This window comes from Nonomuraea dietziae, assembly GCF_014195505.1.
Taxonomy (GTDB): domain Bacteria; phylum Actinomycetota; class Actinomycetes; order Streptosporangiales; family Streptosporangiaceae; genus Nonomuraea; species Nonomuraea roseola.
Genome location: NZ_JACIBV010000001.1, coordinates 6,879,464 through 6,905,362 on the forward strand (window position 1 = coordinate 6,879,464; position 25,899 = coordinate 6,905,362).

General features: G+C 70.6%; 27 protein-coding genes and 1 pseudogene. 19 read left to right on the top strand and 9 right to left on the bottom strand.

The annotated features are described in order from the left end of the window. Positions 1–17: 17 nt before the first annotated feature. From FHR33_RS32895 to FHR33_RS32930, 8 genes are read left to right on the top strand one after another with little or no spacing between them, the layout of a single operon-like run. On the top strand, positions 18–863 hold the full coding sequence (locus FHR33_RS32895) for a fumarylacetoacetate hydrolase family protein (protein ID WP_183656036.1): 846 nt from the start codon (positions 18–20) through the stop codon (positions 861–863). Further along, the gene (locus FHR33_RS32900; protein WP_183656039.1) at positions 860–2,149 is read left to right on the top strand and encodes an L-fuconate dehydratase; all 1,290 of its coding nucleotides are present in this window, start codon (positions 860–862) and stop codon (positions 2,147–2,149) included. The genes FHR33_RS32895 and FHR33_RS32900 overlap by 4 nt, the downstream gene beginning before the upstream one ends. Next, positions 2,146–2,883 (top strand): SDR family NAD(P)-dependent oxidoreductase, encoded by a 738-nt coding sequence (locus FHR33_RS32905; RefSeq protein WP_183656042.1) that lies wholly within the window; start codon positions 2,146–2,148, stop codon positions 2,881–2,883. Before FHR33_RS32900 ends, FHR33_RS32905 begins: the two co-directional genes overlap by 4 nt. Before the next feature lie 29 nt (positions 2,884–2,912). Then, positions 2,913–3,953 carry a sugar ABC transporter substrate-binding protein gene (locus FHR33_RS32910; RefSeq protein ID WP_183656045.1) on the top strand — a complete coding sequence of 347 codons (1,041 nt, stop codon included), beginning with the start codon at positions 2,913–2,915 and terminating at the stop codon, positions 3,951–3,953. Next, complete coding sequence (locus FHR33_RS32915) at positions 3,953–5,425, top strand: sugar ABC transporter ATP-binding protein (RefSeq protein ID WP_183656048.1); 1,473 nt, start codon at positions 3,953–3,955, stop codon at positions 5,423–5,425. The genes FHR33_RS32910 and FHR33_RS32915 overlap by 1 nt, the downstream gene beginning before the upstream one ends. Beyond that, positions 5,422–6,420, top strand: a complete 999-nt coding sequence (locus FHR33_RS32920; RefSeq protein WP_312895826.1) for an ABC transporter permease — start codon at positions 5,422–5,424, stop codon at positions 6,418–6,420. Before FHR33_RS32915 ends, FHR33_RS32920 begins: the two co-directional genes overlap by 4 nt. 1 nt (position 6,421) lies before the next feature. Further along, positions 6,422–6,727: an L-rhamnose mutarotase gene (locus tag FHR33_RS32925; RefSeq protein ID WP_183656050.1), complete on the top strand. Its 306-nt coding sequence runs from the start codon at positions 6,422–6,424 to the stop codon at positions 6,725–6,727. After that, on the top strand, positions 6,724–7,653 hold the full coding sequence (locus FHR33_RS32930) for an aldo/keto reductase (RefSeq protein WP_183656052.1): 930 nt from the start codon (positions 6,724–6,726) through the stop codon (positions 7,651–7,653). The genes FHR33_RS32925 and FHR33_RS32930 overlap by 4 nt, the downstream gene beginning before the upstream one ends. Before the next feature lie 64 nt (positions 7,654–7,717). Here FHR33_RS32930 and FHR33_RS32935 read toward each other — a convergent pair whose 3' ends face one another. From FHR33_RS32935 to FHR33_RS32960, 7 genes and pseudogenes are all read right to left on the bottom strand, one after another. Further along, positions 7,718–8,656, bottom strand: a complete 939-nt coding sequence (locus FHR33_RS32935; RefSeq protein ID WP_183656054.1) for a DNA polymerase ligase N-terminal domain-containing protein — start codon at positions 8,654–8,656, stop codon at positions 7,718–7,720. A gap of 10 nt (positions 8,657–8,666) precedes the next feature. Then, positions 8,667–9,107, bottom strand: coding sequence for a GNAT family N-acetyltransferase (locus FHR33_RS32940; RefSeq protein ID WP_183656055.1), 441 nt, complete (start codon positions 9,105–9,107; stop codon positions 8,667–8,669). Positions 9,108–9,183: 76 nt separating this feature from the next. After that, positions 9,184–9,855: a FadR/GntR family transcriptional regulator gene (locus tag FHR33_RS32945; RefSeq protein WP_183656057.1), complete on the bottom strand. Its 672-nt coding sequence runs from the start codon at positions 9,853–9,855 to the stop codon at positions 9,184–9,186. 24 nt (positions 9,856–9,879) lie between these two features. Further along, entirely contained in the window at positions 9,880–10,605 is a 726-nt protein-coding gene (locus tag FHR33_RS32950) for an MBL fold metallo-hydrolase (RefSeq protein WP_312895827.1), read from the bottom strand. A 73-nt stretch (positions 10,606–10,678) separates the two neighbouring features. Beyond that, positions 10,679–10,933: pseudogene (locus FHR33_RS52870) on the bottom strand (hypothetical protein); the annotation flags it as partial. Then, entirely contained in the window at positions 10,882–12,000 is a 1,119-nt protein-coding gene (locus tag FHR33_RS32955) for a steroid 3-ketoacyl-CoA thiolase (protein ID WP_183656059.1), read from the bottom strand. The gene FHR33_RS32955 and the pseudogene FHR33_RS52870, both read right to left, overlap by 52 nt. Positions 12,001–12,044: 44 nt before the next feature. Continuing rightward, complete coding sequence (locus FHR33_RS32960) at positions 12,045–12,992, bottom strand: NADP-dependent oxidoreductase (RefSeq protein WP_183656060.1); 948 nt, start codon at positions 12,990–12,992, stop codon at positions 12,045–12,047. 72 nt (positions 12,993–13,064) lie between these two features. Here FHR33_RS32960 and FHR33_RS32965 point away from each other — a divergent pair, with 72 nt between their 5' ends. Next, positions 13,065–14,012: a GlxA family transcriptional regulator gene (locus FHR33_RS32965; protein WP_183656063.1), complete on the top strand. Its 948-nt coding sequence runs from the start codon at positions 13,065–13,067 to the stop codon at positions 14,010–14,012. A gap of 44 nt (positions 14,013–14,056) precedes the next feature. Next, entirely contained in the window at positions 14,057–14,683 is a 627-nt protein-coding gene (locus tag FHR33_RS32970; protein WP_183656065.1) for a flavin reductase family protein, read from the top strand. A 1-nt stretch (position 14,684) separates the two neighbouring features. Here FHR33_RS32970 and FHR33_RS32975 read toward each other — a convergent pair whose 3' ends face one another. Further along, complete coding sequence (locus FHR33_RS32975) at positions 14,685–15,290, bottom strand: TetR family transcriptional regulator (RefSeq protein ID WP_183656067.1); 606 nt, start codon at positions 15,288–15,290, stop codon at positions 14,685–14,687. Positions 15,291–15,459: 169 nt separating this feature from the next. Between FHR33_RS32975 and FHR33_RS32980 the strand changes: the two genes are divergently transcribed. Genes FHR33_RS32980 through FHR33_RS33005 form a run of 6 tightly spaced genes read left to right on the top strand, consistent with a single transcriptional unit; the run spans position 15,460 to position 21,626 of the window. Then, positions 15,460–17,127: an AMP-binding protein gene (locus FHR33_RS32980; protein ID WP_183656069.1), complete on the top strand. Its 1,668-nt coding sequence runs from the start codon at positions 15,460–15,462 to the stop codon at positions 17,125–17,127. Continuing rightward, a complete protein-coding gene (locus FHR33_RS32985; RefSeq protein WP_183656071.1) occupies positions 17,128–17,976 on the top strand; it encodes an acyl-CoA dehydrogenase family protein in 849 nt (282 codons plus the stop codon). After that, positions 17,976–19,130: an acyl-CoA dehydrogenase family protein gene (locus tag FHR33_RS32990; RefSeq protein WP_183656073.1), complete on the top strand. Its 1,155-nt coding sequence runs from the start codon at positions 17,976–17,978 to the stop codon at positions 19,128–19,130. Before FHR33_RS32985 ends, FHR33_RS32990 begins: the two co-directional genes overlap by 1 nt. Next, positions 19,127–20,035 (top strand): bifunctional MaoC family dehydratase N-terminal/OB-fold nucleic acid binding domain-containing protein, encoded by a 909-nt coding sequence (locus FHR33_RS32995; RefSeq protein WP_183656074.1) that lies wholly within the window; start codon positions 19,127–19,129, stop codon positions 20,033–20,035. The genes FHR33_RS32990 and FHR33_RS32995 overlap by 4 nt, the downstream gene beginning before the upstream one ends. Further along, positions 20,035–20,466, top strand: a complete 432-nt coding sequence (locus FHR33_RS33000) for a MaoC family dehydratase (RefSeq protein ID WP_183656077.1) — start codon at positions 20,035–20,037, stop codon at positions 20,464–20,466. Before FHR33_RS32995 ends, FHR33_RS33000 begins: the two co-directional genes overlap by 1 nt. Further along, positions 20,463–21,626: a lipid-transfer protein gene (locus tag FHR33_RS33005; RefSeq protein ID WP_183656080.1), complete on the top strand. Its 1,164-nt coding sequence runs from the start codon at positions 20,463–20,465 to the stop codon at positions 21,624–21,626. Before FHR33_RS33000 ends, FHR33_RS33005 begins: the two co-directional genes overlap by 4 nt. Before the next feature lie 69 nt (positions 21,627–21,695). On the opposite strand, the gene FHR33_RS33010 is transcribed toward FHR33_RS33005, so the two are convergent. Continuing rightward, positions 21,696–23,246 carry an RNA polymerase sigma factor gene (locus FHR33_RS33010; protein WP_183656083.1) on the bottom strand — a complete coding sequence of 517 codons (1,551 nt, stop codon included), beginning with the start codon at positions 23,244–23,246 and terminating at the stop codon, positions 21,696–21,698. Between the two features lie 237 nt (positions 23,247–23,483). Between FHR33_RS33010 and FHR33_RS33015 the strand changes: the two genes are divergently transcribed. From FHR33_RS33015 to FHR33_RS50770, 3 genes are read left to right on the top strand one after another with little or no spacing between them, the layout of a single operon-like run. Continuing rightward, positions 23,484–24,530, top strand: a complete 1,047-nt coding sequence (locus FHR33_RS33015) for an ABC transporter ATP-binding protein (protein WP_183656086.1) — start codon at positions 23,484–23,486, stop codon at positions 24,528–24,530. Further along, positions 24,523–25,200, top strand: a complete 678-nt coding sequence (locus tag FHR33_RS50765; RefSeq protein WP_246452252.1) for an ABC transporter permease — start codon at positions 24,523–24,525, stop codon at positions 25,198–25,200. Before FHR33_RS33015 ends, FHR33_RS50765 begins: the two co-directional genes overlap by 8 nt. Further along, on the top strand, positions 25,197–25,868 hold the full coding sequence (locus FHR33_RS50770) for an ABC transporter permease (RefSeq protein WP_312895828.1): 672 nt from the start codon (positions 25,197–25,199) through the stop codon (positions 25,866–25,868). Before FHR33_RS50765 ends, FHR33_RS50770 begins: the two co-directional genes overlap by 4 nt. Positions 25,869–25,899: the final 31 nt, after the last annotated feature.

The window sequence follows — 25,899 nt, forward strand, 5'->3', positions numbered from 1 at the left end:
TAGCCGAGGGATGCGGTGTGAAGCTGCTGCGAGTAGGACATGTCGGTCAGGAACGCCCGGCGGTGATGGACGCCGCAGGAAACCTGTACGACATCGGAGAGCCCGAGATCGACGGGGCTTTCCTCGCTTCAGGGGGAGTGGCGCGCGTCCGCGACGCGCTGGAGCGCGGCGACCTGCCCGCGATCGACGCCGAGGGCCTGCGGGTCGGCCCGCCGATCGCCAGGCCCGGCAAGATCGTGTGCATTGGCCTCAACTACAGCGACCACGCGGCGGAGACGGGTGCGACCCCGCCCACCGAGCCCGTCGTCTTCATGAAGGCGCCCAACACGGTGATCGGGCCCGACGACGAGGTCCTGATCCCGCGTGACAGCGTGAAGACCGACTGGGAGGTCGAGCTCGCCGTGGTCATCGGCGAGACCTGCCGCTACCTGGAGTCGAGGGAGGAGGCGCTGACGAAGATCGCCGGTTACGCGATCTCCAACGACGTCTCGGAGCGGGAGTTCCAGCTCGAGCGCGGCGGCCAGTGGGACAAGGGCAAGTCGTGCGAGACCTTCAACCCGCTGGGCCCCTGGCTGGTCACCGCCGACGAGGTCGGCGATCCGCAGGACCTCGGCATGCGGCTGTGGGTCAACGGGGAGCTCCGCCAGGACGGCAACAGCAAGAACATGATCTTCGACGTGGCCGAGGTCGTCCGCTACCTCAGCAGGTTCATGGTCCTGGAGCCCGGTGACGTCATCAACACGGGCACGCCCGCGGGCGTGGCGCTGGGCCTGCCGGGACAGCCGTACCTGAAGAGCGGCGACGTGATCGAGCTGGAGATCGACGGCCTCGGGCGCCAGCGCCAGACGGTGGGTCAGGCATGAGCGACTACCGCATCGTGGCGGTGGAGACCCACGACATCCGCTTCCCCACCTCGCTGGAGCTCGACGGCTCCGACGCGATGAACCCGGACCCCGACTACTCCGCCGCCTACGTCGTGCTCAGGACCGACGACGGCTTCGAGGGGCACGGCTTCGCCTTCACGATCGGGCGCGGCAACGACGTGCAGACCGCCGCGATCAAGGCGCTGGAGCCGTACGTGATCGGCAGGGACGCCGAGGACCTCGGCGCGCTGTACAAGGAGATGGTCTGGGACTCCCAGCTGCGCTGGCTCGGCCCCGAGAAGGGCGTCATGCACATGGCGGTCTCCGCCGTGGTCAACGCCCTCTGGGACCTCAAGGCCAAGCGCGAAGGCAAGCCGCTGTGGCTGCTGCTGGGCGAGATGTCCCCCGAGGAGATCGTCGAGCTGGTCGACTTCAGCTACCTGAGCGACGCGCTGACCCGTGACGAGGCGCTGGCCATCCTGCGCAAGGGCGCCGTCGGCAAGGCCGAGCGCATCGCCAGGCTGAAGGAGAGCGGCTACCCCGCCTACACCACCTCGCCCGGCTGGCTCGGCTACGACGACGACAAGCTGCGCCGCCTGTGCAAGGAGGCGCTCGACGACGGCTTCACCCAGATCAAGCTGAAGGTCGGCGCCGACCTCGAGGACGACGTCCGTCGCTTCAAGGTCGCCCGAGAGGTCTGCGGCCCCGACTTCCCCATCGCGATCGACGCCAACCAGCGCTGGGACGTCGGCGCCGCCATCCGCTGGATCCACGCGCTGTCGGAGTTCGGCCCCCACTGGGTGGAGGAGCCGACCAGCCCCGACGACGTGCTCGGGCACGCCACGATCGCCAGGGCCATCGCCCCGATCAAGGTGGCCACCGGCGAGCACGTGCAGAACCGCATGATCTTCAAGCAGATGCTCCAGGCGGGCTCGCTGTCGTACCTGCAGCTCGACTCCGCCAGGGTCGGCGGCGTCAACGAGAACATCGCGATCCTGCTGCTGGCCGCCAGGTTCGGCGTGCCCGTCTGCCCGCACGCGGGCGGCGTCGGCCTCTGCGAGCTGGTCCAGCACCTGTCCATGTTCGACTTCGTCGCGGTCGCGGGAACGATGGAGGGCAGGGTCATCGAGTACGTGGACCATCTCCACGAGCACTTCGTCGACCCCGTGGTGATCGAGCAGGGCCGCTACGCCGCCCCGAGCAGGCCGGGCTTCAGCGCGGAGATGCGTCCCGAGTCGATCGCCGCCCATTCCTTCCCCGACGGAGAGGTCTGGAGGAACTCATGACCGTCATCAGAGCTCTGGTCACCGGCGGCGGGTCCGGCATCGGGCTGGCCACCGCGGAGGCGTTCGCCGCGCGCGGCTGGAAGGTCGCCTGCCTGGACGTCAACCCGCCCGGCGAGCCGTTCGTCGGCGTCAAGGCCGACGTCACGGACGACGACCAGGTCCGTGCGGCCGTCGCCGAGGCCGTCGACCGCATCGGCGGGCTCGACGTCCTGGTGAACAACGCCGGCATCGGCGCCCAGGGCACGATCGAGGCCAACCCCGACGAGGAGTGGCGCCGGGTCTACGACGTCAACGTCCTCGGCCTGGTGAGGGTGTCGAGGGCGGCGCTGCCGTACCTCAGGCAGTCGGAGCACGCCTCGATCGTGAACACCTGCTCCATCGCGGCCACCGCGGGACTGCCCAACAGGGCCCTGTACAGCGCCACCAAGGGCGCGGTCCTGTCGCTGACGCTGGCGATGGCGGCCGACCACGTCCGCGAGGGCATCAGGGTCAACTGCGTCAACCCCGGTACCGCCGACACCCCATGGGTCGGCAGGCTCCTCGACGCGGCCGACGACCCCGAGGCCGAGCGGGCGGCGCTCAACGCCCGCCAGCCGATGGGCCGCCTGGTCTCGGCGCAGGAGGTGGCAGCGGCCATCAGCTATCTGGCGGGGCCCGAGGCCAGCGCCACCACCGGCACGTCACTCGCCGTCGACGGCGGCATGCAGGGTCTGCGCCTGCGTCCGAGCAACTAGGAATCCACCCCCCATAAAGAGGCGAAATCATGAAGTTCGGCCCCGTGGTCGCGAGCGCGGCCCTTCTGGCTCTCATCACCGCGTGCGGCTCCACAGAGAGCGGCAGCAGCCCGAGCGCCGCCGCGAGCGGCGCGACCGGCGGAAAGATCGGTATCGACCACCCGCGGGCCGACTCCGACTTCTGGAACTCCTACATCAAGTACATCCCGCAGATGGCGACCGAGCTCAAGGTCGACCTGATGAACTCGACCAACTCACAGAACGACGTCGCCAAGCTGGTGGCCAACACGCAGGCGCTGGTCAGCCAGGGCGCCAAGGTCATGGTCATGGCCCCGCAGGACACCGGCGCGATCGCCTCCACGCTCCAGCAGCTGGAGAACAAGAAGATCCCGGTCGTGACCGTGGACACCAGGCCCGACAAGGGCAAGGTCTACATGGTCGTGCGCGCCGACAACCGCGCCTACGGCACCAAGGCCTGCGAGTTCCTCGGCGAGAAGCTGGGCGGCAAGGGCAAGGTCGTCGAGCTGATGGGCGCGCTGTCGTCGGTCAACGGCCGTGACAGGGCCGAGGCCTTCCGCGAGTGCATGAAGACCAAGTTCCCCGGGATCACCGTCTTCGAGGAGCCGACCGAGTGGGACGGCGGCAAGGCCGCCTCGATGCTGCAGACCCGTCTGGAGCAGAACCCCGACGTCAAGGGCATCTACATGCACGCGGGCGGGGTCCACCTGGCCCCGACGCTGCAGGTGCTGAAGGCCAAGAACATGCTCGTCGCCCCCGAGGACGCCAAGCATGTCTTCGTGGTGTCCAACGACGGCATCCCGCAGGAGTTCGAGGCGATCCGCAAGGGCGAGATCGACGCCACGGTCTCCCAGCCGGCCGACCTGTACGCCAAGTACGCGCTCTACTACGCCAAGGCCGCCGCGGAGGGCAAGACCTTCAAGCCGGGCCCGACCGACCACGACTCCACGATCATCCAGCTGCCGAACGGTCTCGAGGACCAGCTTCCCGCCCCGCTGGTGACCAAGGAGAACGTGGACGACCCGAATCTCTGGGGTAACCAGGTCAAGTAATGAAAAATCACGTTGAAGCCCGGAACATCGTGAAGCGCTTCGGCCCAACCGTGGCGCTCAACGGAGCCGGCATCTCCATCAAAGAGGGCGACACCCACGCCCTCGTCGGCAGGAACGGCGCGGGCAAGTCCACGCTCGTGTCGATCCTGACCGGGCTCCAGCGTCCCGACGAGGGCGAGGTGCTGTTCTCGGGAGAGGCGGCGCCCCCTCTCGCCGACAGGGACGCCTGGCGCCGGCGGGTCGCCTGCGTCTACCAGAAGTCGACGATCATCCCCGAGCTGTCCGTCGCGGAGAACCTCTTCCTCAACAGGCAGACCGCCGGCGGCCCGATCAAGTGGAAGGCGCTGCGCGCCCGCGCCCGCGAGGTGCTGGAGACCTACCAGGTCGACATCGACGCCGACGTGCTCGCCGGCGACCTCGGCGTCGAGCAGCGCCAGCTCGTCGAGATCGCCCGCGCCCTCTCCTTCGGCGCGACGTTCATCATCCTCGACGAGCCCACCGCCCAGCTCGACGGCCCCGCCATCGAGCGGCTCTTCGAGCGGATGCGCGCGCTGCGCGAGCAGGGCGTCACGATGATGTTCATCTCGCACCACCTCGACGAGGTCTACGAGATCTGCCAGAGCGTGTCGGTCTTCCGCGACGCCAGGCACATCAGGACCGCCGAGGTCGACGACCTGCCGCACGACGAGCTGGTCTCCGCCATGACAGGCGAGGCCACCGCCACCTACACCTACCGATCGCGTACGGCAGGCACCGGCGTCGTGCTCGCCGCGAAGGGCCTGTCGTTGACCGGCCGCTACGAGGCGGTCGACCTCACCGTGCGCTCCGGCGAGATCGTCGGCCTGGCGGGCTCGGGCAGCAGCGGCAAGGTCGGGCTGGCCGAGACGCTGGTGGGCCTGCGCAGGCCCGACAAGGGGGTGGTGAGCGTGAACGGCACCCCGATCAAGGACGTGCCGTCCGCGCTGAAGGCGGGGCTCGGCTTCGTGCCGCAGGACCGTCACCACGAGGGCTTCGTCCCTCTGCTGTCGATCGCGGAGAACGCCACGATCCCGATCGCGCACAAGCTCGGCAGGTTCGGCTTCGTGTCCCCCGCGAGCAGGCGCGCGCGGGCCGTAGAGATGATCAAGGATCTCGACATCAAGACCGAGGGGCCTGACCAGCCCGTCGGCGACCTGTCGGGAGGCAACGCGCAGAAGGTCGTGCTGGCCAGAGCGCTGGCCGACGACCCCAAGGCGCTGGTGGTGATCAACCCGACCGCCGGAGTGGACGTCAAGGCCAAGCAGTCGCTGCTCGGCGCCGTCGAGGACGCCGTCGAGAGGGGAGCGGGAGCCGTCCTGGTCTCCGACGAACTGGACGACCTGCGCGTCTGCGACAGGGTGCTGGTGATGTTCCACGGCAGGGTCGTGAAGGACGTGCCGCGTGGCTGGAGTGACCACGAGCTCGTGGCCGTGATGGAAGGTATCGAACAGTGACCACATCGACCACCCCGTCCGCGCCCACCGCGGTGAGCGCGGCGGGGCCCAGGCTGAGGCTGACCAGGTTCAGGGACCTGACGCTGGTGCCGGTGATCGTCCTGCTGCTGGTCGTGGGCGCCTTCGTCGATCCGGTGTTCCTCACCCCCGGCAACCTGACCAACGTGCTGCAGCAGCAGTCGGCGCTCGCGCTGGTCGTGCTGGCCGAGGCGCTGATCCTGATCGCCGGCAAGTTCGACCTGTCGCTGGAGTCGACGGTCGGCATGGCGCCGGCGATCACGGTGCTGCTGATCCCCGCCGCCTCGGGCGGCATGGGCCTGCTGGCGATCCCGATCTGCCTGCTCATCGGCGCGGCGATCGGGGCGTTCAACGGCTTCCTGATCCTGAAGTTCCAGCTGTCGGCGTTCGTCGTGACGCTGGCCATGCTGATCGTCGTGCACGGCCTGCACCTGGGCCTGACCGGCGGCAAGAGCCTGTTCGAGCTGCCCGAGTCCCTGCTCTACCTGGGCAGCGCCACCTGGCTCGGCCTGCCGGCCGCGATCTGGATCGCGGGCGTGCTGTTCGCGGTCGGCATCGTGACGCTCGGCTACTTCCGCGTGGGGCGCTCGCTGTACGCCATCGGCGGCAACGCCGACGCCGCCCGGGCGGCGGGCATCCGCGTCGAGCGCGTGGTGTGGACGGTGTTCATCATCGGCGGCGCCCTCGCCGCGCTCGCGGGCATCCTGGAGACCGGACGCCTGGGCGGCATCAGCGCCAACCAGGGCGTGGGCTGGATCTTCATGGTGTTCGCCGCGGCGGTCATCGGCGGCGTCAGCATGGACGGCGGCAAGGGCACGATCTTCGGCGCCCTCACCGGCGTGCTGGTGATCGGCCTGGTGGAGAACATCCTCACGCTGAAGGGTGTGCCGGGCGAGTGGAAGCAGCTCGTCTACGGCGTGATCATCCTGGTGGCTCTCATGATCAGCCGGGTGGCCGGCGGGAAGGCGCAGGACTGAGATGCAGCGGCTGGCGCTCCGCACCAGGCTTAAGGCGGGCTGCGAGGAGATCTACGACAGGGAGCACGCCACCGTTCCCGCCGAGCTCGAGCGGGCCATGCGCGAGAACGGCGTCCACTCCTGGCGGATCTGGAGGGACGGTCTCGACCTGTTCCACTTCGTGGAGGTCGACGACTACGCGGCCCTGCAGGCGGCGATGAAGGACCACCCCGCCGACAAGGCGTGGCAGGCCCGGATGAACCGCCTGCTCGACGGCGACTTCGACAAGGACTCCGGCGGGCTCGCGCTGGTCTGGGAGATGGCATGAGCCTCGCACTGCCCGCCTTCGGCTTCGGCGGCGCGCCCATCGGCAACCTGTTCAGCCCCGTGAGCGATCAGGAGGCTTTCGACGCCGTCGAGGCCGCGTGGCAGGCCGGGGTGCGCCTGTTCGACACCGCTCCCCACTATGGCCTGGGCCTGTCCGAGCGCCGCCTCGGCTCGGCCCTGGCCGGACGGTCGGGTTACGTGTTGTCGACCAAGGTCGGCAGGGTGCTGGAGCGGGGTGAGCCCGCGCCCGACACCGAGGGGTTCGCCGTCACCACCGACCTGCACAGGAAGTGGGACTTCTCCGCCTCGGGAGTGCGCCGCTCCCTCGACGACTCGCTCGTACGGCTCGGCCTGCCCTCGGTCGACCTCGCCCTCGTCCACGACCCCGACGACCACGCCGAGCAGGCCCTCGCCGAGGCCTATCCGGCGCTGGCCGCCCTGCGCGAGGAGGGAGTGGTGCGGGCGATCGGGCTCGGGATGAACCAGTGGCAGCTGCCGCTGAGGTTCGTCAGGGAGACCGACATCGACGTCGTCATGCTGGCGGGACGCTACACGCTGCTCGACCAGTCGGGCCTGCCCCTGCTGGAGGAGTGCGCCGCCCGAGGGGTGCGGGTGATCGCGGCCGGGGTCTTCAACAGCGGCATGCTGGCGACCGACGAGCCAGGCGGCACCTTCGACTACGCCCCCGCCTCCGCGAGCCTGGTGGACCGGGCGAGGAAGATCGCCGCGGTGTGCGCGCGGTACGGCGTGAGCCTGCCCCAGGCGGCGATCGCGTTCCCCCTTCGGCACCCCGCCGTGTCGTCGATCGTGCTGGGGTCCCGCAACGCCGGCGAGGTGAGGCGCAACGCCGACCTCGCGGCGCGGCCGGTGCCCGAGGAGGTGTGGACGGAGCTGACGTCGGAGGGCCTGGTCCGGCCTCCAGGGTGAACGGGCACGCGGCTCGGGAGGAGGGGCGACCCCTCCGGCCTCGCGCCGCGCTGCCGGGCGCAGGTCAGGAGGAGGGCACGAAGACCCAGGATCTCGACTCGCCCTCCTCGTAGGGGGAGTCGATCAGCTTGCCCACCACTCCTGGCAGGCCCTGGTCGCGGGCGGCCTGCCGTACCGGCTGGGGCTGACCCCGCCACGCGGGCGCGGTCTGCCAGCGGGGGCCGGCGATCTCCAGCGCCTCCAGCGCCGCCCTCCTGCGCAGGTACGGCTCGGCGACCAGCGACCTGCCCTCGTCGTAGAGCAGGTCGTAGGCGATGAAGATCTCGGCGCCCGCCATGGTGACGATCTCGCCGTCGAGCACCGCGGTCCTGCTGCCGAACCGCTCGGCCAGCGGTCTGAGCAGCGGCAGGGTGGTGCGGCCTCCCTCGATCGGGACCAGCGTCCTGCGCCCGCCCCACGCGAACTCGAAGGAGTAGCCGTCGGCGTTCTTGGGGAGCCTGGTCCTGGTGACGGGCGTCATCGGGGCGAGCTCGGGCAGCGGGTCCCTGAGGCGGGGATCCATGCGATGGATCATCCAGTTCTTGCCGCGCGTCTGGAAGAGCACGAACCTGCCCTGCGCCCGCTCGCCGTGCAGGACCACCTTCACCTCGCGGTCCGACCACTTCTCCGTCTCGTAGGTGCCGCGGTCCCAGATCGTCATCGCGCCGCCGCCGTACTCGCCGCGCGGGATCTCGCCCTCGAACGTCGCGTACTCCATCGGGTGGTCCTCGGTGTGCACCGCCAGGTGGTTGATCGCGGGATCCTCGGGCAGCCCCTTGGGGATGGCCCACGAGGCGAGCACGCCGTCGCGCTCGAGGCGCAGGTCCCAGTGCAGCGACCTGGCGTGGTGCTCCTGGATCACGAACGTGTCGTCGCCCCTGGGCTCGGGCGGCTGGTCGGGGACCGGCTCAGGGGTCCTGGAAGGGTCTCTCTTGCCTCGGTAGCTCTCCAGCTTGTCGGCCACACCCGGGGTCCTACCCGTTAATCTCGTACCTTGTTGTCCACAGTCCTGGGATCACCTCGACGTCCTCGACCTTGGTGAAGCCCAGCTTCTCGTAGAGCGTCCTCGCGGGGCCGTTGTCGCGGCCGGTGGAGACGATCACATGCCTGCCAGCCGCCCTGCCGAGCAGCTCGGCCACCAGCGCCCTGCCGATTCCCCTGCGATGGGCTCGGGGGTGCACGACCAGGCGGTCGATGTCGATCTCCTCCGGCGTCTCCGCCCAGGCCACGGCGCCCACGCACGTGCCGTCGTCGTCGAAGACGCCCCTCCAGCGCAGGGGTTCGGCGAGCAACTCGTCGAGCGACTCGTGCAGGGGCGGGATGCGGTCGTCGCCGATGAGCTCCGCCTCCACGGCGTAGGCGGCGCGCTGCAGGTCAAGCAGCGCCTGGTCGGGGTCGAGGTCACGGATCAGCACGACATCAACCTGCCACAACGGGGACAGACGCGCAGTCCGATATCTGCCGGTCCGCTGGTTCTCGCCCGACGAGCGCTCAGAGAGCCTTCCTCAGCCAGGCCTCGACGCCCGCCACATGGACGATGGCCCACGAGCGGGCCACCTCGGGCTGCCGCGAGGCGATCGCCTCGTAGATCGCCGTGTGCTGCTCCTGGGTCTTCTCCATCGCGCCCTCCTGGGTCAGCCCGCGCCAGATGCGCGCACGGGTCGTCGGGCCCGACAGGCTCTCGATGAACGAGCACAGGACGGCGTTGCCCGCTCCCTGGGCGATGCGCTGGTGGAAGGTGAGGTCGTTGGCCACCAGCTCCTCGATCGTCGGCTCGGAGGGCAGGGAGTCGAGGACCGCCTTCAGCTCGGCGACGTCGTCGTCGCTCATCGCGGTCGCGGCCATCGCCGTGGCGGCGGGTTCGAGTATGCGGCGCACCTCGAAGAACTGGATCACGGTGTCGTCGCGGTGCAGGTCGAGCACGAAGGACATCGTGTCGAGCAGGAGCCTGGGCTCGAGGCTGGTGACGTAGGTGCCGTCGCCCTGCCGTACGTCGAGGACGTTGATGAGGGCCAGCGCCCGCACGGCCTCGCGCAGCGAGTTGCGCGAAAGGCCGAGGCGTTCGGCCAGGTCGGCCTCCTTGGGCAGCCTGTCGCCCGGGGAGAGCTCGCCCGAGAGGATCATCTGCTTGATCTTGTCGATGGCCGCGTCCGTGACCGCCACGTAATCCCCCTAGACATCGGATGTCTAGGAGTCTACGGCCACGAAGCGCACGGGATCGACCTCAGGAAGCCGCCGGATCAGGCCACGAGTCTCCAGGGCGCGCAGATGGGCCGCGGCCTCGCCCGCCGCCATGCCCCTGAGCATGGGGGAGAGGTCCTCCCACGACCGGTTCCACCTCATCAGGGCCGCGGCCTCCCAGATGGTGAGGGGCTCGGCGAGCACGGCGGCCAGCCGTATGAGCTTGTCCTCGTGGTGGGCGCGGATCTCGGCGGCGCGGGCGGCGGTGTCGTCGAAGACCCGTTCGTGGGCGGGCAGCGCCTCGGTGCGGCCCAGGGCGGCGACCTTGTCCAGGGAGGTGAGGAAGTCGTCGAGCGGGTCGATGTCATCCCTGTCATACGGATAAATCCCGATATGGGGTGTGATGTCAGGGAGCACGTGGTCGCCGGTGAACAGTCGGGCGGCGTCCTCGAGGAACAGGCACACGTGGCCAGGGGTGTGGCCGGGTGTGTGGATCGCGCGCAGCGTGCGCCCCGGAAGGTCGATCAGATCGCCGTCGCGCAGCTCCAGGTCGGGCTGGGCGGGCGGCTCAGGCCGCGCGCCGTCCTCCAGGGTCAGGGCGGGGGCGCCCGCGCGGCGCAGCATCTCGGACTGGAAGTCGCGGTGCGCCCGCTCGCCGAAGCCGCGCATGAGCTTGACCAGCCGCGCGTCCTCCTCGTGCATCGCGATCCACGCGCCGGACTCCTCGCGCACCCGCCCCGCCAGGGCCCGCGTGGTCGGGGTGGAAGTGGGTGACGACCACGCCTCTGACGGCGGAGACGTCCATGCCCAGCTCGGACAGGCCAGCGCTCAGCGCCTGCCAGGCGTCGGGGTGGTTCCACCCGGCGTCGACGAGCAGCGGCCCCCCTGGCGAGTCGATGGCGTAGACCAGCGTGTAGCCGAGCGGACTGCCGGGGATCGGGACGGGTACGCTGCGCACCCCGCCGCCCAGATCGCGCGGGCGCTGACCGGCGTACGGCACGCGCGAGGTCACAGCGTGCGCTCCAGGATGGTGGCGGTGGCCAGGGCGCCGCCCGCGCACATCGTCACCAGCGCGGTCGACAGGTCCGCCCGCTCCAGTTCGTGCAGCGCCGTCGTGACGAGGCGGGCTCCCGTGGCCCCGACGGGGTGCCCGAGCGCGATCGCGCCCCCGTTGACGTTCACCCTGTCCATGTCGGGCTCGTGCGCCGAGGCCCACGACAGCACGACCGCGGCGAAGGCCTCGTTCACCTCGAACCTGTCGAGATCGCTCATCGTCATGCCCGCCCGCCGCAGGACCGCGGCCGTGGCGTCCACGGGGCCGTCCAGGTGGTAGTAGGGCTCCGAGCCCACCAGCGTCTGCGCGAGGATGCGGGCCCTCGGCCGCAGGCCGTGCCGCCTGGCCGCCGACTCGCTCATCAGCAGCACCGCGGCCGCGCCGTCGGAGATCTGCGACGAGGTTCCCGCGGTGTGCAACCCGTTCTCGCCGAGCACCGGCCTGAGCGCCGACAGGCTCTCCTCCGTGGTCTCGCGCAGGCCCTGGTCCCTGGAGACCTCGCCTACGGGCACGATCTCCCTGGCGAACCTGCCGTCGGCCCACGCCTTGGCGGCCAGCCGCTGCGACCTGGCGCCGAACCAGTCGAGCCGCTGCCTGGTCAGCCCGCGCCGCCCGGCGATCCGCTCCGCGGCGGTGAACTGGTCGGGCAGGTCGATCGACCAGTCGTCGGGCCGGGGCTTGGCCGGTAACACGTTGCTGCCGAGGGGCGCCCTGCTCATCACCTCGACCCCGCAGGCGACGCCCACCTCGATCACCCCCGCCTGGATCATCGCCGCCACCAGGTGCACGGCCTGCTGCGACGACCCGCACTGCGCGTCGATCGTGGTGACCCCCGCCCGGTACGGCAGGCCCGCGTACAGCCACGCGTGCCGTCCGACGTGGCCGCCCTGCTCGCCCGCCTGTGTCACGCATCCGGCGAACACCTGCTCCACCAGGTGGGGGTCGATCCCCGACCGGGAGATCAGCCCGTTCAGCGCTGCGGCGAGCACCTGCTGCGGCTTCAGCCCCGACAGCCAGCCGCCACGCTTGCCGATCGGGGTCCTGACGGCCTCGACGATCACCGGTGTGGTCACAGCAGCCTCCAGAATGATGCTCTGGAGGCAAACAGTAACGCGTTCTACTTTGCCGTGGAAGGCCCGACTTCCAGGACGATCTTGCCGGTCGTCCTGTTCGTCTCGCCGAGCTCATGCGCCTTGGCCGCCTCCTCCAGGGGCAGCACCGCCGCGATCTCCGCTCTCAACCTGTCCGCCGTGACCAGCGCGGCGATGGCCTTCATGGCGGCGTGGTCGGGCTCGACCAGCATGCTGCGCGCCCGCACCCGCAGGCCGAGCGCCTTGGCGGCGAGCTCCTCGTCCACGCGCGACAGGACGATCGAGACGAGAGAGCCGCCCGGCCGCAGCGTCTCCAGCGAGCGGGGGCCGTAGTCGCCGCCGATCGTGTCGAGCACCACGTCGACGTCTCTCAGCGCGGCGAAGTCCTCGGTCCGGTAGTCGATCAGCTCGTCGGCGCCCAGCGAGCGCAGGAAGTCGTGCTTGGCGGCGCTGGCCGTACCGATGACATGGGCGCCGCGCGCCTTGGCGATCTGGACGGCGAGGTGGCCGACGCCGCCCGCGGCGGCGTGCACGAGCACCCGCTGGCCCGACCGCACGCCCGCGGTGTCGACCAGCGCCTGCCACGCCGTCAGCGCGGCCAGCGGCAGCGCGCCCGCCTGGACGTGGTCGACGCCGGCGGGCTTGGGGACGAAGGTCCTGGACGGCGCGGTGACGTACTCGGCGAAGGCGCCGTGCCCGAACGGATAGCGCAGCATCCCGAAGACCTCGTCGCCCGGGTCGTAGAGGCTGACGCCTGAGCCGACCTCCTCGACGACGCCGGAGACGTCCCAGCCCAGCACGAACGGAGGCTTGCCGAGCAGGCCGCCGTGGGCGCGGTGCTTCCAGTCGGTCGGATTGAGCCCCGCCGCGTGCACGCGCACCAGCACCTCGGTCGGCCCCGGCTCGGGGCGCGGCAGCTCGATCTCCTTGAGGACCTCGGGTCCGCCCAGAACGTCTTGACTGATTGCTCTCATGCCTTCCACCCTGTCGCCTGCCAGGGGGCGAGGCCAAGTGGCCCATTGGCCACAATGTGTAAGGATTGGGCCATGCATCGTGTGGTCGTCCTGGCGCTCGACGGCGTCATCCCGTTCGAACTCAGCCTCGCCTCGCGCATCTTCGGCACGGCGAGAGGGCGCTACGAGGTGATCACCTGCTCGCTCGACGGCGGGCCCGTGCGGACGGACGCCGACTTCTCGATCGCGGTCGAGCACGACGCGGGCGTCCTGGCCACGGCCGACACCGTGATCCTGCCCGCCGCCGAGTGGTTCGGCGAGGTCAGGGGGCCCGCCGACCTGCCGCCCGCGTTGATCGAGGCGCTCTCGACGGTACGGCGGGGCACCCGGATGGTCTCCATCTGCCTGGCCGCCTCCGTGCTGGCGGCTGTGGGGTTGCTCGACGGCCGTCCCGCGACCACGCACTGGGCGCACGCCGAGCACTTCGAGCGGCACTTCCCCGCGGTCAGGGTCGCTCCCGAGGTGCTGTTCGTCGACGACGGCGACGTGCTCACCTCGGCGGGCGCCGCGGCGGGCGTCGACCTGATCCTGCACCTCATCAGGCGCGACCACGGCAGCGAGGTCGCCAACCAGGTCGCCAGGCGGTGCGTCGTGCCGCCGTGGCGCGACGGCGGTCAGGCCCAGTACATCGAGCGCCCGATGCCCGAGCCCTCCTCGACGGGCACCGCCGCGACCAGGACGTGGGCGCTGACCCGGCTGCACGAGCCGCTCCTGCTGGACGACCTGGCCGACCACGCGCGGATGAGCAGGCGCACCTTCACCAGGCGCTTCAGGGAGGAGGTCGGCATGAGCCCCGGCCAGTGGCTCATCGGCCAGCGCGTCGAGCTGGCCAGGCGGTTGCTGGAGTCGAGCGACCTGCCGGTGGACCAGGTCGCCGAACGCGTGGGCTTCGGCACCGCAGCCTCCCTGCGTCAGCACCTGCACGCCGTGGTGGGCGTCTCGCCGCACGCCTACCGCCGCACCTTCGCGGGCCGTTCGTGATTCTTCGGCGCCCGCCGAAGTGATCCGCTCATACGGTCGAGCCCATGAACATCACCGACGTGGCGACGGACCACGTGACGATCACGCCGAGCATCCTCTACTTCGGGACACCGGTCGTGTTGCTCTCCACCGAGAACGAGGACGGCTCGGCCAACCTCGCTCCGATGTCCTCCGCGTGGGCGCTCGGGCAGGTGGTCGTCCTGGGCCTGGGCGCCGAGGGCCAGACGGGACACAACCTGGCGGTCAGGCCCGACCTGGTGATCAACCTGCCGGAGCCGGGGCAGTGGGCGGCGGTGGAGCGGCTCGCCCCGCTGACGGGACGCAACCCCGTTCCAGAGCACAAGCAGGGCGCCTTCCGCTTCGAGCCGGGCAAGTTCGCGGCGGCGGGCCTGCGGGCCGAACCCTCCGATCTGGTGAGGCCGCCCAGGGTGGCCGGATGTCCGATCCAGCTGGAGAGCCGCGCCGTGCGGGTGCGGCCCAACGTGTCGGGCGACTTCCTCATCGTGGAGGCCAGGGTGCTCAGGGTCCACGCCGATCCGCGCCTCGTCGTGCCTGGCACCCAGCACATCGACCCGGCCCTGTGGAGCCCGCTGATCTACAACTTCCGCCACTACTTCGGCCTCGGCGCGGAGCTCGGCCACAGCTTCCGCTCACAGACGCCTCGACGCTGAGTCAGAGGTCGGACAGCAGCCGCGTCGCGGCGATCTCGATGCGCCGCTGGATCTGCTCATGGGTGCGCCGCCCGCGCAGCATCTCCAGCAGCTCCTGCACCCACACGCTGGACAGCAGTCCGGTGAGCACCAGGTCGTCCTCGGCGGCGTCGGGTCCGCCCGCCACCCGCAGCAGCAGCCCCGCCATCCGGTCGCCGAACGGCGTCTCGACCTCGGCCAGGATCAACGACCTGATCAGCGCGTCGGCCAGTTCGGGCTCGCGCATGAGGCCGCGGGTGGCACGCATGAGGACGTCGACCGCGCGCCCCGACGCCGTCGTGGCGCTCGGGGGGCGCCGCTCGATGCTGCTCTCCAGCAGGTCGATCTCCTCGCCGACCACCGCGACGACCAGGTCCATCTTGGAGGGGAAGTAGCGGTAGAGCGTGCCGAGGGCGACGCCCGCCCGCTCGGCGACCGTGCGCATCTGCATCGCCTCGACACCGCCTCGCGAGGCGAGCGCGGCGGCGGCCTGGACGATGCGCTTGCGGCGCTGGCGCTGGCTCCTGGTGCGCGCGCCGGTGTCGGGCTGGGGGTCATGCGCGGGAATCGTCGCATGCGGAGGGCGCATGAGAACACGTTATCCGATGTCCCGTCGGCCCCGCTTGTTACTTACCGGTCACGGACCGGGCCTGATGGGCCCAGCGTTCACGGAGTCATGACGCAGCCAGGCACTGGACAGATACTAGAATCTGTTCTAGTTTGCGGAACGGTTGACCGAGCGCTTGCTGGGAGGCCGGATGACCGAGGACACGCTTGCCGCCCTGCTCGAACGACGAGCCGACGACGACCGTCCAGGGCTGCTGTTCGAGGACCTCTCCTGGACGTGGCGCGAGGTCGTCGGCCGCTGCCGTTCCCATGCCAGGCGCCTGGCAGGGGCCCGGCATGTGGGCGTCCTGTGCGACAACCTCCCTGACCTGGTCTTCCTCATCGGCGCGGCGGCGCTCGGCGGTCCTGTGGTGGTCGCGCTCAACCCGACCAGATCGGCGGCCGAACTGCGGAGGGACGCCGCCGCCACCGACGTGGACCTGCTGCTGTGGGAGGCCCCCTACGAGCACCTCGCACGGGCCCTGCCCCTTCCCTCCCTCCGCCTGACCGAGCTCACCGAGACAGCCGGGCTCCCCGAGACAGCTGGGCTCCCCGAGCAGGCCGGGTTCGCCGGAAAGGCCGGGTTCGCGGAGACGGCCGGGTTCCCCCAGACGGCCGGGGGTGACGGCGGCGGCGCTCGGGCGGCCGCGGCCGAGGAGCTGGTGATGCTGATCTTCACCTCGGGCACCTCGGGAGCGCCGAGGGCCGTGCGGATCACCCAGCGGAAGATCGCCGTTCCCGGCGCCAACCTCGCCGCGATGCTGACGCCCGCCGACGTCGTCTACTGCTCGATGCCGCTCTTCCACTCCGGCGCCGTCATGGCCGCCCTCGCCCCCGCCGTGGCCTCGGGCGCGACGCTGGCGCTGCGCAGACGCTTCTCGGCCTCCGGCCTGCTGCGGGACGTGCGCCGCCACGGCTGCACCTACCTGCACTACGTCGGAAAGGCGCTGTCCTACGTGCTGGCCACGCCCCCGCGCCCCGACGACGCCGACAACCCGCTGAGGATCGCTTTCGGGAACGAGGGCAGCGCGACCGCCATCAGACGCTTCGGTGAGCGGTTCGGCTGCCACGTGATCGACGCGTTCGGCTCCACGGAGACGGCCCTGTCGGTCACGCCGGACCCGTCCGGGCCCAGCGGCGCCCTCGGCAGGCTCCCCGAGGGGATCGAGATCAGGAACCCGGCGACGGGCGAGCGCTGCGCGCCCGCGATCATCGTCGACGGCAGGCCGTCCAACTCCGACGAGGCGATCGGCGAGCTGGTGAACGTCAGGGGCGTCGGCCTGTTCGAGGGCTACTACAACGACCCCGCGGCCGATGCCGAGCGGGTCAGGCAGGGCGCCTACTGGTCGGGCGACCTGGCCTACGCCGACCCGCAGGGGTTCGTGTTCTTCGCGGGCAGGGGCACCGAGCGCCTGCGCGTGGACGGCGAGAACCTGGCGGTCGCACCGATCGAGTCGGCGTTGAGGGAGTTCCCCGGGGTGGTCGAGGCGGCGGTCTACCCGGTGCCCGACGCGGCGGCGGGCGACCAGGTGATGGCGGCGCTCGTCATGGACCGCCCGTTCGACCCCGGGGCCTTCGCCGCGTTCACCGAGTCGCTCGGCGCCAAGGCCGTACCCCGATACATCCGGATCTGCGGGGAGCTGCCGCAGACCGCCTCCCACAAGGTAGTCAAACGCGTCCTGGCCGGACAGGCCTGGCGCACCTCCGACCCCGTCTGGTTCCGCCCCGGCTCGGCGTTCACCAGGCTGACAGGCGAGGACATCGACGTGATCGAGGAAGAGTTCGCCCGGCACGGCCGCACGCACCTACTGGAGAGCTGAGTGGATTTCACCCTGGACGAGACCCAACAGGACCTGCGTACCCTCACCGCCGACCTGCTGGCGAAGAACCCCGAGTGGCCGGCCATGGAGCAGGCGGGTCTGGCGGGCATCTGCACGCCGGAGGAGGGGCTCGGCGCGGTGGAGATGGCCGTGGTGCTGCGCGAGGTGGGCGCCGTCGCCGCCGCCGTGCCCGCGCTGCCGGTCCTCGCCGCCTCCCTCGCCCTCGCCCGGTACGGCAGGCAGGTCGACGGCCTGCCCACCGTCGCGGTCAAGGGCATGAGCGCCCCCTACGCGCAACAGGCCACGCACGTCCTCTACGCCACGGACGAGGGCGTGTTCCTGACCGACGACTTCGAGGTGACCCCCGAGTTCACCTCCACGGGCGAGCCCTCGGGGACGATCCGCGACAGGGGTGGCGAGCGCCTCGCGGGGCCCGGCGACGACCCACGGCTGATCGTCACCGTCGCCATCGCCGCCCAGGCCAGCGGTGTCCTGGCCGGAGCGCTCAGGCTGACCACCGACTACATCAGGACCCGCAGGCAGTTCGGCCGCCCTCTGGCCGAGTTCCAGGCCGTCACCATGCAGATCGCCGACGTCTACATCGCCTCGCGCGCCCTCGACGTCGCGATGTGGTCGGCCGCGTGGGGCATGGACCGCGACGACGTGGCCATCGCAGGGTTCCACGTGTGCGAGGCGTTCAAGGCGCTGTTCACCTGCCAGCACCTGCACGGCGGGCTCGGCCTCGACGTGACCTATCCCCTGCACCGCTACTTCGCCCAGGCCAAGCACCTGACCCATCTCCTCGGCGGCGCCGACGCCCAGCTCGACCTGATCGGAGCGCACCTCTGATGCTGATCGACCTGACCCCCGAACAGCGCGCGCTCCGCGACGAGCTGCGCGAGTACTTCCGCGCCTGCCTCACCCCCGAGGACCGCAGGAAGATCGCCGAGGATCCCTTCGGCGACGCCTACATGGAGCACTGCCGCAGGCTCGGCCGTGACGGCAAGCTGGGGCTCGGCTGGCCCAAGGAGTACGGCGGAGGCGGCTACGGCCCGCTGGAGCAGCAGATCTTCGCCAACGAGATCGCGCGCGCGGGCGTGCCGTACCCGATCATCACGCTGCAGACCGTCGGCCCCACACTGATGCAGTACGGCACGCGCAAGCAGAAGGACTTCTTCCTGCCCCGCATCCTGGCGGGCGAGTGCCACTTCGCCATCGGCTACAGCGAGCCCGAGGCCGGCACCGACCTGGCCTCGCTGCGCACGACGGCGGTCAAGGACGGCGACCACTACATCGTCAACGGCCAGAAGATCTTCACCAGCGGCGCGCACTACTCCCAGTACATCTGGCTGGCCGCCCGCACCAACCCCGAGGCCAAGAAGCACAAGGGCATCACGATGATGATCGTGGACTGCGCCGACCCCGGCTTCTCGTGGACGCCGATCGTCACCATGGACGGCCGCCACCACACCAACGCCACCTACTACCAGGACGTCAGGGTCCCCGAGGACATGGTGGTCGGCGAGGTGGACAAGGGCTGGGACCTCATCGTCAACCAGCTCAACCACGAACGCGTCACGCTCGGCCCCGCGGGCAACCTCGCCCAGACCTACGACCGGTTCCTGTCGTGGGCGCGCGGCAAGGGGCTGCTCGCCGAGCCCGACGTGCGCAGAGCGCTGGCCAGGGTCTACACCTACTACCGCACGAACGAGCTGCTGAACTGGCAGGTCGCGGCCAGCATGGACCTCGGCTGGCTGGGCGCGCCCGACGCCTCCGCCACCAAGGTCTACGGCTCCGAGCGGATGCAGGAGATCGGCAGGCTCGTCTGCGACGTCCTGGCCAGGTACGGCGACCCCGCCGATCCAGAGACGGCCGAGCTGATGGAGCGCGTGGACCACGGCGTCAAGGGCGCGGTCGTGCTCACCTTCGGCGGTGGGGTCAACGAGGTGCAGCGCGAGCTCATCGCCATGCTGGGCCTGTCGCTGCCGAGGCCGCCGCGATGAGCGCCCACGATCGCGAAGAGACGGGCGCGCACGAGGAGCTCATGGAGCTCGCCGCCAAGCAGGCCGCCCTCGGCGAGGTGCGGGGGGCTCCCGCCGCCGACCCCGTGAACGAGCCCATGATCAGGCACTGGCTCGCCGCCATGGGCGACGCCAACCCCGCCTACCTGGCCAACGGCGTCGCGCCGCCCGCGATGGCGCAGGTGTGGACGATGCAGGGGCTCGGGCCCCGCCAGCCGTCCCCCGTGGACGAGGTCATGACCGCGCTCAACGAGGCGGGCTTCACCGGCGTCGTCGCCACCAACTGCGACCACACCTACCATCGGCCGCTGCGCGTGGGGGAGCGGGTCACCGCCGCCACCCGCTTCTCCGACCTGAAGGGCCCGAAGAGCACGGCCCTCGGTGAGGGCTACTTCGCCACCTGGACCGTCACCTGGTACTCGGAGGACGACCCGGTCGCCGAGATGCTCTTCAGAGTCCTGAAATTCCGGCCCAAGGAGCGGAAGAAGCCGTATCCGCTGAAACCGGCGATAAATCAGGACACCGCCTTCTTCTGGGAGGGTGTGAAACAGGGCGAGCTGCGTATCCAGCGCTGTGGCGACTGCGGCGAGCTACGGCACCCGCCGGGCCCGCTCTGCCCTACCTGCCGATCGGCCAACCGCGACCACGTGGTCGCCAGCGGACTCGGCACGCTCTACAGCTTCGTGGTGCACCATCACCCGCCCGTTCCGGGGAGAGAGACGCCTTTTGTGGTGGCTGTGGTGGAACTGCCGGAAGGGGTGCGGATTGTGGGCAACATCGTGGACTGTCCCGTCGAGGACGTGGGTATCGGTATGGAGTTGCGCGTGACGTACAGCTCGATGGACGACGAACTGACCCTTCCCCTGTGGGCACCGCGGGAGCCGTGATGCGTACGCTGACCGAAGGACAGGTCGAGATCGGTTCGGTTCTCCCCGAGCTCTCGATTGATCTCACTCCTACGCTGATCGTCTCCACGGCGCTGGCGACCATGGACTTCACCCCTGTCCACCACGACGTCGAGGGCGCCAGAGCCCAGGGCTCCAAGGACATCTTCCTCAACATCCTCACCACGATGGGGCTGGTCGAGCGGTACGTCACCGACTGGATCGGGCCCGAGGCCGTGATCAAGCGGATCAACGTCAAGCTCGGGGTCCCCGCCTACGCGGGCGACCGGCTGACCTTCACCGGCGCGGTCGTGGACTGCGAGGAGGGGGAGTACACCGTGGAGGTGCGCGGCAAGGTCAGCCTCGGCGACCACGCCACCGCCACCGTGGCCTTCCGCCTGCCCGCCCCCGGCGACGGCACGGCGGCGCCATGAGGTCCGAGGCCGCGATCGCCGGGATCGGCGCCACGGAGTTCAGCAAGGAGTCGGGACGCTCTGAGCTGCGGCTGGCCGCGGAGGCGGTGCTCGCCGCCCTCGACGACGCGGGCCTGACCCCCTCCGACGTGGACGGCATGGTCACCTACACCCAGGACACCAACCAGGAGATCGCCGTCGCCCGCGAGGTGGGCATCGGCGACCTCACCTTCTTCTCCCGCGTCCACTACGGCGGGGGCGCCGCCTGCGGCACGGTGATGCACGCGGCCATGGCGGTCGCCACAGGGGCCGCGCGGACCGTGGTCTGCTACCGGGCCTTCAACGAGCGCTCGGGACGCAGGTTCGGCCAGCCCGACGCGAGGGTGGGCGGCGAGCCTTCCTCCCAGGGGCTCGAGATGAGCTGGCACGTGCCGTACGGGCTGATGACCCCCGCGGCCTGGGTGGCGATGTTCGCCCGCAGGTACATGCACGTCTCGGGGGCCACCTCCGAGGACTTCGGCAGGGTCGCGGTGGCGATGCGCAGGCACGCCGCCACCAACCCCGCCGCGTGGTTCCACGGCAGGCCGATCACGCTGGAGGAGCACCAGGCGTCACGCTGGATCGCGGAGCCGCTGCACCTGCTCGACTGCTGCCAGGAGAGCGACGGCGGGGTGGCGCTGGTGGTCACCACGGCCGAGCGCGCGCGTGACCTGCGCAGATCCCCCGCGGTGATCGCCGCGGCGGCCCAGGGCTCGGGCACGGGACAGATGATGATGACCAGCTACTACCGCGACGACATGGCGGGCCTGCCCGAGATGTCAGTGGTCGGGACGAGGCTGTGGGAGATGTCGGGACTGTCGCCCGCCGACATCCAGACCGCCATCCTGTACGACCACTTCACGCCCTTCGTCCTCAACCAGCTGGAGGAGCTCGGCTTCTGCGGCAGGGGAGAGGCGAAGGACTACGTCAAGGACGGCGGCATCGAGCTCGGCGGCAGGCTGCCGGTCAACCCGCACGGCGGCCAGCTCGGCGAGGCCTACATCCACGGGATGAACGGCATCGCCGAGGCCGTCCGGCAGATCAGGGGCACCTCGGTCAACCAGGTGGGCGGTGTCGAGAACGTACTGGTCACCGCGGGGACAGGGGTGCCGACCAGCGGCCTGGTCCTGACGCGGGGCTGAGGAGGCCCTGCGGCTCGCGGGCCGCAGGCCTGCCTCCTTCTCCCTACCCCGGCACCCGGATGCCTTCGCCTACCTCGGGACCCAGAAGAAGACCAGCATCGCGATCGCCACGCAGATGAGGAAGCCTGCCACCTCCCACGCCCAGTCGTGGTGACGGTTGCGCCGCTTGCCCTTCCTCTTCGCCGCGGCCTTGCCCTTGGCGGCCTTGCCCGTGGCCGCCTTCTTGGCCGGGCGCTTCTGAGCAGGGCTCTTCTGTGGCGCGCTCTTCGGAGACGTGCTCTTCGGAGACGCGCTCTTCTGCGGGGCGGGTCTCTTCGGCTGCTCGGGCGGGGCGGGCCGCACCGGCTCAGGGGCGAGCGGCGCCGACGCCGCCTCCGTGGACGCCCCGGCCTCCCGCACCTGCGCCTCGGCCTTCGGCTCCTCCCGCACCGGCGTTCCGGCAGGCTCGGGAGGCAGCACGTAGACCGGCTCCCTGGGGGGACGGCGCGGCGCGAACAGGGAGGGCTCGGGGCGGGGCTCGCCCTTGTGCACGAGCAGGTCGGCCAGCGCCCTCCGGTCCCGTGCCCGCATCGGCACGTCCGTGGAGTCGGCGGCCGTGTCGGGGGTGTGGTCAGGGGGCGCCGCGGTCCAGTGGTCGTCGAGGATGTCACCGGCGGGCGGATCGGCGGGCCGCTCCTGGACGGCGGGCTTGCTGAAGGCGTCCCACGCCGAGGGAGCGTCGAGCACGTCGCCGGGCGTCGGAGCCGAGAGCACGGGCCCGCGCGCGGCCGACGAGCGCGGCAGGGGTCTGTCGCGCATGAGGGGATGGCGGGGGGAGCGGCCCTCGCGCAGCTTCGGCATCGGCGCGGTCGCCGCCTCGTGCGGTGAGACGCGCGAAGGGTCGGGAGGGGTCAGCAGCTCGGTCGGGAAGATGCCCGTGCTGGTCGCGGGGTCGCTGACGCCCAGCGGTTGCGGCCAGGACGGCGCGGTCGGCCACAGCGGCCTCACGAACAGCGAGGTCGTGCGCGCGGCCGGAGCGGGGGCGGCGGGACGCGGGCCGAGCAGGCGGATCCTGATCGCGGCCGGCGGAGGGCGCCACGGCAGGCGGCCGAGCACATCGCGCAGGGGCGCGACGCCCAGCGCGCCGTACACCTCGGCCACCGGCTGGGACAGCCGCGGCCCCGCGGTGCCCAGCGCCGACAGCAGCGACTGGCGGAAACGGAGCGCGGCGTTCTGGATCAGCTCGACGGCGGTGTCGTTGGCCACGTCGAGCACCCAGGCCAGCTCGGCGTCGGTGAGCCCGATGACGACGGACAGCACGAGCACCTCGCGCTGGTGCGGGCGCAGCTCGCGCAGGACGCGCTCGACCAGGGCGGTGGCGGGGTCGACCAGAGGGTCGATGACGGGAGGCGCGTAGACGATGTCGCGGCGGAAGATCTCCCGCCGCGCGAGCGCGTACAGCGCGGCACGCGGCGGCTCCACGGAGAGCGCGCTGGACAGCACGGCGTCCAGCGCGTCGGAGGCGGAGCCCGTGTCGCCGAGCTGGTCCGCGCAGTAGGCGAACAGCCCGGCGGCGTGACGGTCGTAGAGCTCGGCGATCAGATCCTCGCGAGAGCGCTGATCGGTGAGCGGAAGGGTCACGGGGCCGGATTCCTCTGTCAGAAAGATCGGACGCGGGGGATGAGGGGGCGGCGTCGGAGTGTTGCAGGCAATCATGCCGGTTGTGGTCTTGGAATGCACCACTGGATGCTCATTTGGTAGCCCCGTGAACCGTTTCACCTGGGGGCCAACGGGACAGACGGGGATCGGTCGCCGTAGTCTGTCTCGCAGAGATCATGGGGCGGGCCGCGGCCCCGCCGCTCGAGCGAGAGGTCGCGCATGATCACATTCGACTCCGTCACGAAGCGCTATCCGGATGGCTTCGTGGCCGTGGACGACCTGTCTCTCGAGGCGGAGACGGGACAGATCACCGTGCTGGTGGGGCCGTCGGGATGCGGCAAGACCACCACGCTCAGGATGATCAACAGGATGATCGACGCCACGGAGGGCCAGATCCTGCTGGACGGCTCCGACGTCAGGCAGATCGACCCGCCGACTCTGCGCAGGGGCATCGGGTACGTCATCCAGCAGGCGGGTCTCTTCCCCCATCGCAAGATCGTCGACAACGTGGCGACCGTGCCGTACCTGCTGGGCTGGGAGAAGAAGAAGGCCCGCGACCGCGCCATGGAGCTGCTGGAGCGGGTCGGGCTCGACCCCAAGATGGCCCAGCGCTACCCCTTCCAGCTTTCGGGCGGGCAGCAGCAGCGCGTCGGCGTGGCCCGCGCGCTGGCCGCCGACCCGCCCGTCCTGCTGATGGACGAGCCGTTCAGCGCCGTCGACCCGATCGTGCGCACCTCGCTGCAGGAGGAGCTGCTCAGGCTGCAGGCCGAGCTGAACAAGACGATCGTCTTCGTCACCCACGACATCGACGAGGCGATCAAGCTCGGCGACAAGGTCGCGGTGCTGCGGGTCGGGGGCAAGCTGGCCCAGTTCGCCGCCCCCAAGACGCTGCTGTCGGAGCCGGCCGACGACTTCGTGCGGGAGTTCCTCGGCAGGGACCGCGGCATCAGGCGGCTGTCGTTCGTCTCCAGTTCGTACCTGAAGCTCCGCACGGACCTGACCGTCACCTCGTCCTCCGCCGCCGGCCCCTCGGACGACGCGTGGCTGATGGTCGTGTCCGAGGACGGCAAGCCGGTCGGGTGGCTCGATCGCGACGAGCCCTTCGGCACCTACGTCCACGGCAAGGACTCCCTGCGCGCGGCGCTCGACGCGGCCCTGTTGTCCTCCTCGGGGCAGGCCGTGGCGCTCGACGAGTCGGGCAGGGTCGTCGGCGTCGCCACCAGGAAGGCCCTCGACGAGGCTCTCTCGGAGGCCGCCGATGGATGACGAGCAGCCGCTGTTCAGATGGAGCTGGGTCGAGAGCAACTGGAACTCCGACTCGCCCAACAGCATCGTCAACCTGCTCGAGGCGCACGTCGTGATGTCGCTCGTCCCGGTCGTGCTCGGGCTGCTCGTCTCGCTGCCGCTGGGGCTGGCCTGCGTGCGGTGGCGCTTCCTCTACCAGCCGACCTCCGCGGTCATGAACGTGATCTACGCGCTGCCGTCGCTGCCGCTGTTCATGCTGCTGATCCCCCAGACCGGCCTCACCAGGATGACCGTGATCATCCCGCTGACCTTCTACGCCCTCGCGGTGCTGGTGCCCGCCGTCGTCGACGGCATGGGCTCGGTGCCCGACCACGTGAGGCAGTCGGCGGTGGCCATGGGCTTCACGCCGCTGCGCCGCCTGGTCCAGGTGGAGCTGCCGATCGCGGTGCCCGTCGTGCTGGCAGGGCTGCGCGTCGTCACCGTCTCCAGCATCAGCCTGGTCAGCGTCGGCGCGCTCATCGGGCAGGGCGGCCTCGGCAACCTGTTCACCGACGCCTTCCAACGCGACTTCTACACCCCCGCCATCGCGGGCATCGTGCTCATCGTGCTGCTGGCGCTGGTCGGCGACGGGATCGTGCTGGCCGCCCAGCGCCTGCTCACGCCCTGGATGCGAGCGAGGAGGGCGTCGTGAACTGGTTGATCGACTTCTTCGGGAACCCGGACAACTGGTCGGGCCCCGGCGCCATCCCCGTCAGGCTCCTCGAACACCTCGGCTTCTCGGCCGCCGCGCTGGTGCTGGCCGCGCTCATCGGGATCCCGCTCGGCCTGCTCATCGGGCACACCGGCAAGGGCTCGGTGATCGTGGTGGTCAGCGCCAACCTGGCCAGGGCGCTGCCGACACTCGGCCTGCTGGTGCTCATCGTGCTGCTGCTCGGCACCGCCTCGATCTGGCCCGTACTGATCCCCCTGGTGGCGCTGGCCGTGCCGCCGATCCTGGTCAACACCTTCGAGGGCATCAGAGGGGTCGATCCCGAGCTGCGCGACGCGGCCTATGGCATGGGACTGCGCGGCCCGCAGGTGCTGTTCAAGGTGCTCGTGCCGGTCGCGCTGCCCCTCGTCATGCTCGGCCTCAGGCTGGCGGCGGTGCAGGTCGTGGCGACCGCGGCGGTGGCCGCCTACGTCGGGCTCGGCGGGCTCGGACGTTACATCATCGACGGTTTGGCGACACAGGACTACGAGAGCGTGGTCGGCGGCTCGGTGCTGATCGTGGGCTTCGCGCTCGCCGTACAGGGTCTGTTCACCCTCGCGCAGAAGGTGATGGTCTCCCCGGGGGTGAGCCAGCGACTGAGGGTCCGCTAATCTCTCCATTACCCCCCGTTTAGAAGGGAAA